The organism is Paenibacillus doosanensis, from assembly GCF_025060755.1.
Lineage (GTDB): Bacteria > Bacillota > Bacilli > Paenibacillales > NBRC-103111 > Paenibacillus_S > Paenibacillus_S doosanensis.
Genome location: NZ_JANYUY010000035.1, coordinates 46,694 through 60,139 on the forward strand (window position 1 = coordinate 46,694; position 13,446 = coordinate 60,139).

Sequence of the window (13,446 nt, forward strand, 5' to 3'; positions counted from 1 at the left end):
ATAGTTTTATTTATTGAAAAAATCCCCCGCGAGTCAAACTCAGCGAGGGATTGCAATATACCGTTCCGATCCTATGAATTGCTAAATAAAACTTGATGAACCACTTGCGCAGCCTCGGCTCTTGTTGTCGTTCCTTCAGGGACGAAGACGCCTTCCGCTCGTCCGTTCAGTAAATGCAGGCCCGCTGCTGACATAACGGACGGCTTGGCCCATTCGCTAATCTGCCCTTGATCGGAGAACGCAATATTATTGGAGGATACCGCCTCGGCTCCGAATTTAACATGCCAAGCCCGCATCAGCATCGTGGCCATTTGTTCCCGTGTAATAGCCGAATCCGGACTAAACTCATGATCGCCGACGCCTTCGACGATTCCCGCTTTGGCAGCGGCGCTGACTTCGTTCGCATACCAAGCCGTACTCGGAATATCGGCATATGCGCTCACACCGTTCAAAGGAAGCTCCAGCATGCGCGCAAGCAGCGCGGCAAACTCGGCTCGCGTTATTTCTTTGTCTGGATAGAAGCCCTGGGAGCCTGAAGCGCTGACTATCGGTTCGGCCACCATAGACTGAAATAGTTGTCTCGCCGCGAGGTCGCCGATCGCTTGAGCGGCCCAATGCTCCTTCACATCAAAATAATTGACGTTGTATTCCAGAATAACGAAGTCTCCGCTGCCCGACATGGTAAACACGGCTTCGGAATAATCGGAAGAACGGTTAGGCGAGTGAAATTTCAATTGCCCGTCCTCATTGACACGGTACAAGCCCAGACGCTTGCCGTTAGCCTTTGGCGGTAACGGAAAATGAACTTCGGCCGCCTGATTGCTCGTTCCGATACCCGCAGTGAAAGGATTCGAGCTCCAATCGATATGAATCATCTTGGCCGCAGGCGTAATTTGTACGGCTTGACGGTTTTGCAGCTCCGTCAGCACCTCCAGCAGCTCGTCATCCCAGATTCGGTAAGATAACGAAAGCGAGGCTTGGCTCAACTGCTCTTCCGTCATCGTCGAAGCCGCTGCTTGGAGCGATTCGGCCGGAATCGTAACCGATCCCCAGTCCAGCTGGAATGAAACTGTGGACACGTTCATCGATTTAACCGCAGAGTAAGGGAGATCCACTTGCGTCTTCCCTTCCTCTACTTGAATGACAGCGGACCCTTGGCCGTTCGCTGCAGTCAATTGCCCGGCATTCACTTTCTGAACAAATTCCTGATCGGCCTCTCCCGGCACGGTTGGAGGCACATAGCCGCCACCGCCGCCACCGCCGCCACCGCTTGAATGCGATGGTTTACCGCCTCCGGTACTACCGCCATTATTGCCGCCGTTATTTCCGTTGCCGCCTTCATTGCCGTTAGTATTATCTGCAATGACGACAAGCTCCGAGCTGGCTTCCAGTCCGTTATAGGTTACCGTGATGGTAGCGCGCCCCGGGCTGAGCGCAGACACCAAGCCATCGTTGTCGATCGCAGCTACCTGCTCATAGCTGCTGTAAAATTTTAGTCCGTCCTGGATAGCGACTAATTGGTTATTAGGGCTGTATAGTCCGAACACGGTGGCCTGACCTTTCTCCCCGACGGTTAATGGATGCAGCCCGTCCATGATGAGCGACTGAAGCTTAGGAGTATTGTCCACTTCTTCCTGCTTGGCTTGAATGAGCAGCGTGTAGCTGCTGTGGAGAGCCTGATAGGTTGCGGCGATAACCGTTTCTCCTGCTTTAAGTGCCTTCACTTTGCCGGTGGCTGCATCGAGCGACGCTACTTCCGGATTGGAATTGGTGAGCTGGAGCCCCTTGGCTGTTATTCTTCCTCCGTCGAAAAGCACAGCCGCACTGCCATCGCTGTAAGTCGCGCTCACCACTGTCTGCAGTTCGTCATCTACCGTAGAAGGCTTTAATCCCTCCAACTGAATGGACTGCAGAATTGGAATCGTTACTGGAGCAGCTTGAACCAATAACTTGTAGGAAGTCGTCAGAGAACCGAGCGACGCGGTAATAATCGTTTCGCCTTCCGCATGGGCAGTTACAGTGCCATTGGCGTCGATCGAGGCCACTTCCGGCTTGCTGCTGGTTAACAGGAATCCGTTCACGGTTTCCTTGCTGCCGTCCGTATAAGTCGCTTCTACTGCCGTATTGCGGCGCTCTCCTACCTTCATTGGCGCCAATCCCTGCAAGCGGATCGATTCTATAATAGGCTTCGCGATAGTGAACGTACGCTCCTCGGACTTGGTCTGATTGCCGTACGAATCCTTGGCCACGGCATACCAGGTGTAAGGCCGATTATAGTCGCGCTGACTCCATGTGGATTCAGCCAATCCCGTATCGGAGGCAGCCGGTGTCGTCTGGATCACATTCAGCGAGCTTCCTTTTACACCGATATAGCCTGTCGCCAGTTCGATAGGCTCGTTGTTGAAATTTAACGGGATCGTATAAAATTCGTGCTTCTCCTGGAAAAAACCGTAGTTATCATTAGTAATAGGAGAATAAGGGACCATATAGATCATCTGCTTTTTCAGATCAAAATACATCATACGAATGTACCCGGCTCCGCCCAATGCAGCATCTTGATAGTCGTGCAGCAGCTCGTATACGACTTTACCGCCAATTCGCTTTACATTGTAATAGGCCGATTGGTTGTGACCGCACAATACCATAAAAATATTGCTGTTAGGCTGTACGATCTGCTCCATAATTTTTTTGCCGCCGTAATCATCGGTGCCGTACGTTCCGGAATACAGTAAATATTCGTGCACGGCCAGAATGGCTTTGCGCTCCTTATATTGCTGCAAGACTTGGTTGGCCCAGTTGACCGAAGCTTGGTTGAAGCCTCCCCAGCCAATATACATAATGATGAAATCGACGCCGCCGGCCGAAATGAGATCGTAATGATTCTGATTCCAGCTGTTATATTCGTTATAATAAGGCTTTCCTTGAAACAGCTTTCCGGCAAATCGGAACGCCCCAAAATATTTCCCGTACAAGGCGTTGTTCATATCGTGATTTCCTTGAATGACACCGTAAGGGATGCCGGCATCCTCCAAAATTTTCATGCTGTGATCCGCGTTTTGCCATTGATATTCCTGACTCGCCGTGTTCACGATATCCCCGGTATGAATCACATACTGGATTTTTTGCGCATCCTTATTGTCGGCGATCCACTGCGTACTGGCATCGTATGCGCCCGGGAATGATTCGGCTTCAAGCTGCGTATCCGTCATCCATACGAACGAGAAGTCATACTGATCGGGACTCGGTTTTTGCCCGGGAAGCATAGTATCTCTCTGCGTTGCAGCGACGTACAGCTTGGCTACTTTGGTCGTGCTGTTCACCATCGTGCTCTTATTCAACGTACTGGTCAGCTTGAAGTCGCTATTGTCGCTATTTCCGTTACGAGATGCGATGAGCTCCCATTTGCTGGTTGAATAGTTCCAGGCGTACAGCATAACTTTCTCTTTGGAATGCCCTTCCCAGGACACCTCCAGTTCGTTGATGCCGGATAAATCGTTATTGATCGTCAGGTCAAACCGTTGATACGGATAATTGGACAATGACTTGCTGCTGTAATAGCTCCCGTCCGAGGCTTTGATCCGATCCAATGCGTCGGCAGGCAGAGCCGTTTCCGAAGTGATGGTCGCGCTGCCCGGCGGGTCCATCGAATCCGTTCGCTCATAGGCCGCATCCGTGGACATTTTACTGCCGAAGTCTTTTACAAACTGCACATTTTTCTCATAAAAGCTGACATCCATCGGCTCTCCTGTCGGCGACTTCGCCTTGACCCGAAGCGTTACATCGCCGGATTGCTGCGCTTGCTCTCCGCTTGCGCTTTCCGGAACGACGGATGGATTCAGCTTGCTGCCGTCAATCGTAAAGGTTACCGTTTTGCTCTCGATAACTGAAGGGCTGGCGTTGGAAGCCGCCTCGACGTACAGCGTATGAGCACCGCTTTTGAGCTCTTTCAAGATGGATTGAAAAGTCTTATCGTCCGCAGCGGTATTCAGCGTCACCATATCATTGGCGTCAAGCTTATAACGAATAACGGCACTTTCGCTTGCAAGTCCGCTTAAGCTTAAGTCCGGAGCAAAGTACGTTTCTCCTTGCTTCGGCTGAAGCAGCGTCAGCTGCAGCGCATTTTTCTTTTCCGGTTGGCCGAACAGGATAAAGCGGCCGTTTTTCTTCATGCTTTTATACTCGGCCTTCACCCACGCTTCACTGCGCGCTACCTTGGAAACCCGAACCTCGTCGACGCCGCCGCGATAACCGCCGCCGGCCGCACCGGCGTCCGAGGATTTACTGATCGTTAGTGGCGCGGTTGACGTACCGCTCGTCGTGATCAACGAACCTGTGCGGGCTGCGGAATCGACCAGCACTCCGTCGCGATAAAGCTTGAGGTTATTTCCCGCTGCGTTCTTGTCATACGTCAGTGTGAAATATGTCCAGTCTGCGGTGACGGCTCCCCCGTTAAGCGCCGCTGCGCCGCTTCCGTTCTGCACAGGGTCGGCATCGTTCGTGAACAAATTCGCACTCCATTTTCCGCCGGACAGCTTCATAAAGTAAGCCTGATTCAAGCTATCCGCGCTTCTTTGTCTGGCAATAAGGGTATACGAAAGCTTGGACAATTCGTAATCGTTCGCGCGTGCCCATAAGGAAACGGTAAGCTGCTGCTCCCCGTCTCCGACATTCCCGTTTTTCGCTCTTACATAACCGCGGTGGCTCTCATAATAACGGCCTACCATGTTATATCTCGGATCGTCCTTGGCGTACAGCGTGTACGAAGGTCCGCTGGAGCTTGCTCCTGCCGCCTGGCGCAGGCCGGTATTGTTATTGGCTGTCGAGTCCCGATACTGCTCGACGGCCGCAGGCTGGTAGAAATAATCCTGGATTCGTTCTCCGAAATGGTAAACGAGCAAAAAGTTCGGGTCCCACACCGCCTGTTGCCGGGAATCGCTTAACGTGCTGCCTCCGTAATACAACCAAATGCGATCCGTGCTCGAATGGCCGTGGATCAGCGGGACGTTGACCCAAACGATGCTTTCATCGTTGGGGTCCCACTTTTCCACCTCATAGCTCAATTCCTTCGTTTGATCGTCATTGTAAAATTTCAGATCGGTCTCCGATGTGACTGTGTAGTCAATCGTTGATTTGTTCAATGTGACGGGAACGGGGAAGTCGGTCAAATCCTCCTCCCCGTCGGAGTTGTCCATCGTCAGCATGACCCGGTAGTTCCGGTCCGAATCCTTCCATGGAGCAGGCTCCGGAGCCGTGCCCGCTGCATCCGCATAAGCAGCCAAAGGGGCAAATGACCATGATAACTGACATAAGAGCATGAAGGCCACGATAACCGCACACCACTTTTTTATACGCAGCATAATTCGCAAAAAAGTCTCCTCCTACATAAAGATAGTTATTGTCTTCCGCCTATGAATTCAGCAATCTCAACAGTACTTGTACCGCTTCGGCACGCGTAGCGGAATCGCTTGGGTAGAACATTCCGTCTTCTCTGCCTTCCATCAATCCGAGCTGTGCAGCACGATTCACGGAAGCTTGAGACCAAGGTGCGAATCGCTCGGCGTCGGCAAATTTGAAATCCCGATCAAGCTCTTGTTTGCCGCCTGCGCACTCGTAAGCGCGAACCAGCAGTACTGCCATCTCCTCTCGGCTGATCGTCGCTTCCGGATCAAAATGATTGCCGTCTTTGCCTTCGACTAACCCCGATGCCGCCGCTCCGCCAATATAAGGCGAATACCAGGCAGCTGTCGGCACATCATGGAATGAGTTCATCGATTCCAGCGGGAGGTTCAATGATTTCACCAGCAAGGCGACAAATTCGGCTCTGGTTATAGCCTGGTCCGGGTAAAAATAATGGTTGTCAGAGCCCTCCGCCTTATGCATGGCGCTCATAATCTGAATCGAACGAAATGCCCAGTGAGCGGAAGGAACGTCGTTATAGATTTGGCGATATTCCAACACAGCGTATTTACCGCCTTCGCGCAGCTCAGCCTGGATGCCTGCATCGGTCCATTGTCCTCCGATGTACTTCATACTGCCGTCAGCGAACAATTGGTAGACGCCAAGCAGCCGTCGATCCGCATTGGCAGGGGCCGGGAACGTGATCTGCACCGTCTCCGTCCAATTAGCTATCGGTCTGACCTGTCCATCAGCCGATTCGACGGCGATCTTAACGTCGTACACCGGCGAAATCGGGTTCAGTTTGGCATTGGAGAAAGCTTCGGCACGGCCGATCAGAGCATCTCCTAACGGACCGGAAACGATCGGCAGCGATATTGCAATGCGCGCTTGATTCTTATCATCTATACCATCGACCGGCGCCGTTTGCAGCAGTTCGCCCGGCACGTGCAGTACCAGACCCTTTTGCTCCAGACGGAGCAGTTGGTTACCGAGAAGCTCTCCGGCGTTAACCGGCAGCGTCACTTTGGATACATCCGTTCCGAGGGATATGGAAGCACCCGATAACGCCTGTCTTACATCCGCTTCACTCAGTTCCATGATACCGTTACTAACGTTCGTACCCGAAGTGCTTGAACCGCTGCCGCCACCACCGCTTCCATGGCTGCCTGAGCCGCTGCCGCCGGAAGAACCGGAAGAGTCATCGCCCCCGCTGTCGCCGGGATCGGCGCCTTGTTCCGCTTGGACAATAATTGTCAGTTGTGCCTTCAAGTTCTCATACGTAGCCGTTAATACCGTATTGCCCTGCATCAAACCGGTCAGCTTGCCCGGCCCGTCCAGACGCAGCAAGGAGGAGTCTGCTACCGTCCATTGCGCCGATTCCGTTACGGACAGCGCAGTATCGTCGTTATATACGGCTTCTAAAGCGTATACCGCCTGTTCCCCTACGTTGACGCTCCGGGTACCTGTCAAGCGAAGCGATTGCAGCTGCTTAACCGGTTCCGTCGGAAGCTCCGGGTCCTTCTGAGTTTTCACAACCGTAGAGAACTGCGCGTTAAAGCCTTGATAGGATGCTTTGAAAGTAACAACGCCCGTCTTCGCCCCATAGATAGCTCCCGTTACGGAATCGATTGTCGCGATGTCGGCATTGTCGCTGGAGTAGAGGACGTCCCGATTCAGCACGATGGACGACTGGTCATTGTATACCGCTCGGACGACCGTATTCGCGGTTTCGCCGACTAACAAGACGGACGGCCCTTTAAATAACAACGATTCCATCTGAGGCTGATCCGGATCGACTGCCGGCTTGTCCGGCACGACTCGGATCAACCAGTCGGCCTGCAGACCGTTCCATGCCGCATGCAGCACAGCTTCACCCGGCGCTACAGCATGCACAACGCCTTGATTGTCGACGGCTGCCGTCTCGGGCTGATCCGAACTGTATGCTACGCCGGAGGTTAGAATTTCATTCGCGCCCGCTTTGTAAAAAACTTTTGTCAGCAAAGCGCCCGTCGTCCCTGCTTTCATCTCAACAGGCCCATCAAGCGCGATATACTGCGCTGCAGGCTCTTTGACCGTAATGGTAACGTCCGCAGTATACATGCCGTATTGAGCCGTTAGCTTTGCCGTTCCTTTACTCAGCGGTGTAATTAGACCTGAGCCTGAGATCGAAGCTACCGCAGGATTCAAGCTTGTATAGATAACGCCTTGCTCCAGTTCGCTTTCTGCGCCTCCGGCCGTTTTCTTCTTAACGACGGCTTGTCCGGCTTGACCTACGGTCCATTCGGCCGGAATGTCCCACCGCAATGCTGCGACATCTTCAGGATGGTTGCCTGTCAAATAAGCGTTGTACAAGGTCAGCACGTCGGCTGCGGCAAACACTTTGCTGTACAGCTGCACAAATCCGATTTTTCCTTTCAAATAACCGGATGCTCTTCCCGCATAGTCAATGGAAGCCCCGATTCCCAGATCCGCCTTGGCCGAACCGCCGATCGCGCCGGCTCTGGACTGGCTGCCCGCTTCCGCTCCGTTAAGATACAGCTTGGCCGTCAACCCGTCGTAGGTCGCTACGGCATGGTAGATTTTGTTAGCCTCCAGTGCCGGGGTGCTTTCGACGATGACATACGATCCTGCCCCGCCGAGCATATCCCATACATAAAACCAGGCTTCCAGCTTCCTCGTAATCGGATTATATTGCAGAGCATAATCGGACTGGTTGTTCTTGGCCACGATCGTCTGCGCGCTGTACAAGTCTTCCAAGGAAAAAGAAGTGACAATGGACATATATTCCGGACTCAGCGCCGATTGATGCGGAACCTGGACATAGGAGCTGCTGCCGTCCAGCGACAAAACGTTCTTGCCGAAGGTCGGATCATAGTTTACTTTGGCCGAACCGATCGAAAGTCCGTCATGATGCCCCGGGCTGCTGTCCTCCGCAGCGGATTGTTCAAAGCGATAGTCCAGCAAATCCGCCTGTTCATCCGCGCCGGCCATAATATTTCCGGGCACGAGGTAGGTTGTGGCAAGAATCGGCGCCGCCCAGCGTTCCGTCGTTACACCCGCTTCGATATTAACCGTATATGTACTGCCGGGACGCAGCGCCTTCAGACTGAATTGCCGGTCGTTCGCCGGAACGGTCGCTATGACTTGACCGTCAATGGAAATCCGGTATTTATCGACTCCCAGAACATCAACCGCCTCCGGCCACGAAAGCAGTACTCCGCCATCCGCCTTCCTTTGAACGTCGATTTGCGTTCCATTCGGCCACAACGTGTCAACCGGTCGTTTCAGCTTGGTTGTTACTTCCAAGTAAGAGGCATAGGAGCCTGCCGTATTTTCCTTACTGTACACGTTCACCGTATAATCGCTGCCTGCTTCCTTCAGCGCCACGCTGACCAGCTTATTCGCGGACAGACGGGCTTTGGCATACGATGTGATGTCATATTCACGCCATTGCAGCTTATTATTGAATGAGATAGTCTGAATACTGTCGCCCATAGCGGGCATGTTGTTATAGGTGACGGTGCCTTCCTTCCAGCTATCGTCGGAAATTCCAAAGGCCGTTACGTCCTGAAGCGTGGCATCCGAAGCTCGCGAATCCGCGATAGCTCCGTACAGCTTAAGCTTCACCGATTCAATATCGTCCGCATCTTCCCTCTTGATGCCGCTCAAATTGTATTTCAGGAAACCGTAGCGCAGATAATTGTCGACGGACGTGCTGTTCTTAATGTTAATTATGGATTGGCTGCCGTAATTGCCGGTTCCCGGATTGCCTTGCACAAAAGTGTCGTCCGCTGCGTAAGCGAAGATCTTGCCGCTGTCATCCGGTACGGACGGTGCCGTTACTGTGATTTTACATGTTGCGGTAACTCCGCCTTCGGTCACGGTTACATTCGCTGTACCTGCCGCTAACCCGGTAATGACCGCTTTATTTCCGTCCGGCTCTATCCGCCCGATGCTTGGATTGTCAATAGTCCAATGCAGTGATGCATTCGGCGTATCGGCGGAAGCTTCAAGTGTAACCGTTTCTCCGACGGTCAGGTTCGCTTGCTCGAAGTTTAATCCGATGCCCGGCACTCTGTAGCTGATCGAGGGTCCGTTAGACGTCAGATTGCCCAGACGATCCATCGCCTCTACCCGAAAAACAGCCGATTCTCCTGTCGCGAAACCGTAGGCGGTATACGTATTCGTCGAACCGTCTACGGAAGCCAGTAAATTATTGTTTTTGTATATCATGTATTGGGTTACGCCCGCGCTATCCCCTGCAGCATTGACCGTTGCCGAAGGCCACGTCAGTTGATATCCGTTAGGGTCGACAGGGGCTCCGGTCAGTGAGCTGTTCGCTGGCCAGCTTGGAGCATCGTTGTGATTCAGGGTCGACTTGATGTTGTACAATAACTGAACTTCATCATTATTGAGTGCTTTGGCGAAGATGCGGAAATCATCAAGCTGCCCTTTGAATGGAATGTTTTGCTTGCCGTCTACCCCAATGTTCAGGTTTAAGATCGTTGCCGGATCGATCGTGCCCGCACCGGCGATGCTGATCGTTTTTTTCAGGACATTGTCCATGTAAAAGGCGGCATTCCCGGTGCGATTATGCGAAACGACGATATGATGCCATTGGTTATCGTCCACGATCAGCTGAATGGGGCTGCTGTTATTCAAGCTGGACTTGTGCAAATCCATCCGCGCCAAGTTGGCGCCCTTGTAATTCCACGTCAAATAGTGGTTATATACCCCTATTTCCCAGCCTTGATTGCCGCCGCCCGACCAATCCTTGTTGGAGATGATGGTAGCATCGGCTGTCCCGATAACCGAGCTGTCGGCTTTCATCCAGAAGGAGACCGTGAAATCTTGGGCGGCACCGAACCTGAATTTACTGCTGCTATTATTGTAATCGGGAATGTTCACATATCCGCCCTGCGTCGTATCGATGGCTTGATCTCCGATCGTACCGGCCGTATACGTCAATGCGTTTTTCACCGTGCCGTTATTCCGGTTGCCTGAAGCGTCAAGCGCATTGCTCTCGAACGGCAAATATAAGATTTGCTTATCGAACAAATCCGTATCGGTTGAAACGGCGTAGGCCGAAGGCATCCGGTCGTCACCATAGATAAACAACAGGAACACCGCGGCGAAACAAAAAATGGATGCAAACAGCGTCATTTTGATACGGGGCATGAAGGGAAGGCCTCCTTATAGGATGTAATATTTAAATACAGAGCTTCGCAGCTGTATTTCGGAAGAAGCTACGTCCTCCTCTGCCAAGCATCCGTCCTGCTCAGCAAACGCTGGGACCCATATTCATAGCCTAGTCTGACGATGATATTCGCAAGCATAATAAGGCTGGCCATAGCTGCCGCAGCCGCCACGTCACCCGCATCGTCCATATTGACGATGGAAACCGAAGCCAGCTTAAAATCGGGCGAATACAGAAAGACGACAGCCGAAATGGTTACCATGGAATTGACAAAATAATACACGCCGATTTCCAATAGAGCCGGAAGCGATATCGGTACCGCAACACGGAAAAACAGGCGGTAAACCGGCACGCCCATCGATTCCGAAACGATTTCATACTCTTTATCCAATCGCTTCAGCGATGTTGTTGCGGTAACGAACGACACGGAATAAAAATGGACGATATTCGCCAACACAACAATCCAGATCGTTCCGTATATTCCATGCAAAGGGTTCTCCGGACGGTTGAAGAAAAAAATATATCCGAGCCCGATAACGAGTCCAGGCAAGGCTAACGGAAGCAAAGAGATAAAGTAACCGATTTGCCGGACGCCCTTCCAGACCCTTGCCTTCTCGATAAGATAAGAATGTACAAACGCAATGACCGTACCGAGGACGGCGGTTAGCAGCGCAACGAGCAGACTGTTCCAGAATGGAGTCAACCCGCCGGCCGATACGTTGGAGAAATCGTAATGCTTCGGCGTAACGCTCAAATCATACGGCCACACCTTAACGAAGGAGGCGAAGAGCACCGTAAGAAGCAATACCGCGATGCCTGAAGCGATAATCGTGCAATAGACCGTATAGATTACATCACGCAGCCGGTTAGGCTTGATTTGATAGGGCGTCGATTTCACGGATACCATGGTATTCTGCTTGCGCTCTACGAACCGGTCGATGAAAAAGGCCGCTATAGCGGGAATCGTCAGCAGGATGCCGATCACCGCGCCCATGGACATATTTTGCTGTCCTATAACCTGTTTATAGATGTCCGTCGGCAGTACGTTGTACTGGCCTCCTACGACCTTGGGCGCTCCGAAGTCGGTAAAGCTAAGGGTAAAGCAAACGAAGAGCGAGCCGATCAACCCGTATTTCATTTGAGGCAGCGTGATGGTGAGGAACTGCTTCCACTTCCCGGCTCCAAGCGTTTCCGATGCTTCGTACAACCGGTAATCCGCTATGGAGAACGATACCATGAGAATCAGAAACGCCTGCGGAAACGTATAAATGATCTCGGATATAATAATCCCCGTGCTTCCGTACAGCTGAATATTCCAGCCTGGCAGCAAACCGAACAGCCCTGTAGTCACCAAACCCTGATTGCCGAATAAATAGGTCAGAGCAATCCCGTGCATCATCGTCGGCGCAAACAAAGGCAGCAGCGCAATGTAACGGAACCATCTGCCGCCCGGTATCCTCGCGCGCGTCAACGCATAAGCGTAAAAAAATGCACCCCCTACGGAAATCAAAGTCGTAATAAGCGAAACGTAGATCGAATGCCCGGCCGATCTTGACAATGCAGGAGTAGATAAATATTTGGCAAAATGGGCAAGCCCGACCCATTCCTCCTGTTGATTGTGAAATGCCTTTACAAATAAATCGCCCAAAGGCAGCAGGATAGATACCGTCATGATAACGAGCATACAGATCAGCAAAAACCGGATATACCATCCTTCGAATCCGGTGCGCTGCCTTGTCTTCCGTGTAAATAACATGCTTCGTGTACTCCTCATTTACTTGCCGCCGTTTCCAGCGGCTCCATGTCCAGCTTCACTTGATCTTGGAACATAATCAGGCTTTCTTCCGGAATAACGACCATGAATTTGTCGCCTTGATTCAGCTTCAAATGGCGGAATTCTTCAACCGGCACATCGATCTTGAGCGCTTGTCCTGCGTCGATTCGATGGCTGTTCAGCACAGTCTGCACCGTAATCCGGTAAAACGAACCGCGAAATTCAATAAATTTCAGAACGACATGAATGCCGCCCTCCATAGGCTTCGATACGATTCGGATATGTTCAGGCCGCACCGATAACAAACATTCATTCTTGAGTTCGCTTCTCGGGTCCGCTTGCCGATGGATAAAATTCATAGTCCCGATAAAATCGGCGACAAAAGGCGTCCTCGGCCGATCATAAATATCCTCCGGCGTGCCGATCTGAATGACTTCGGCATGATTCATGACAATGATCCGGTCGGCCATCGTGAGCGCTTCTTCCTGGTCATGAGTGACCATGACCGTCGTAATGCCAAGCCTTTTCTGCAGATCGCATATTTCCTGCCGCAGCTTATGGCGCACCTTGGCGTCTAACGCAGATAACGGCTCATCGAGCAACAGCATATCCGGTGATAACGCGATAGCTCTCGCCAACGCAATACGCTGCTGCTGACCGCCGGAAAGCTGGGAAGGATAGCGGTCTCTGGCCTGGCTAAGACCGACCATCTCCAGCATTTCCTCCACTTTCCCGTGAATCTCCCGCTTGGTCATTCCTTTTCCCTTCAAACCGTAGGCAATATTCTCATATGCCGACAGATTGGGAAACAAGGCGTACGATTGGAATACGATGCCGAATTTGCGGTTGGCGGGGGATACATAAGTCATATCCTTCCCGTTCATAACGACCGAACCGGAATCGGGCGATTCCAGTCCGGCCAGGATTCGGAGCAGCGTCGTCTTACCGCAGCCGCTCGGTCCCAGAAGGCAAACGAACTCTCCTTTTCGGATGCCGATGTGGATTTGTTTTAGAGCATCAAATGTACCGAACGATTTGCTTACCTGATTGATCTTCAAATAGTCTGACATCATGTCCT

General features: G+C 52.1%; 4 protein-coding genes. All 4 read right to left on the reverse strand.

The window, feature by feature from the left end; genetic code table 11:
• Positions 1-71: 71 nt before the first annotated feature.
• Positions 72-5,357 carry a DUF2341 domain-containing protein gene (locus N0M98_RS22135; protein ID WP_259619200.1) on the reverse strand — a complete coding sequence of 1,762 codons (5,286 nt, stop codon included), beginning with the start codon at positions 5,355-5,357 and terminating at the stop codon, positions 72-74.
• A gap of 49 nt (positions 5,358-5,406) precedes the next feature.
• The gene (locus tag N0M98_RS22140; protein WP_259619177.1) at positions 5,407-10,575 is read right to left on the reverse strand and encodes a LamG-like jellyroll fold domain-containing protein; all 5,169 of its coding nucleotides are present in this window, start codon (positions 10,573-10,575) and stop codon (positions 5,407-5,409) included.
• Positions 10,576-10,643: 68 nt separating this feature from the next.
• The gene (locus tag N0M98_RS22145; protein ID WP_259619178.1) at positions 10,644-12,350 is read right to left on the reverse strand and encodes a putative 2-aminoethylphosphonate ABC transporter permease subunit; all 1,707 of its coding nucleotides are present in this window, start codon (positions 12,348-12,350) and stop codon (positions 10,644-10,646) included.
• 14 nt (positions 12,351-12,364) lie between these two features.
• The gene (locus N0M98_RS22150; RefSeq protein WP_259619201.1) at positions 12,365-13,438 is read right to left on the reverse strand and encodes a putative 2-aminoethylphosphonate ABC transporter ATP-binding protein; all 1,074 of its coding nucleotides are present in this window, start codon (positions 13,436-13,438) and stop codon (positions 12,365-12,367) included.
• Between the last annotated feature and the right edge of the window lie 8 nt (positions 13,439-13,446).

Bases quoted from the DNA above. Each gene is read 5' to 3' on its own strand.
- N0M98_RS22135 (WP_259619200.1), bottom strand. From the start codon at position 5,357: ATGCTGCGTATAAAAAAGTGGTGTGCGGTTATCGTGGCCTTCATGCTC.
- N0M98_RS22140 (WP_259619177.1), bottom strand. From the start codon at position 10,575: ATGCCCCGTATCAAAATGACGCTGTTTGCATCCATTTTTTGTTTCGCC.
- N0M98_RS22145 (WP_259619178.1), bottom strand. From the start codon at position 12,350: ATGTTATTTACACGGAAGACAAGGCAGCGCACCGGATTCGAAGGATGG.
- N0M98_RS22150 (WP_259619201.1), bottom strand. From the start codon at position 13,438: ATGTCAGACTATTTGAAGATCAATCAGGTAAGCAAATCGTTCGGTACA.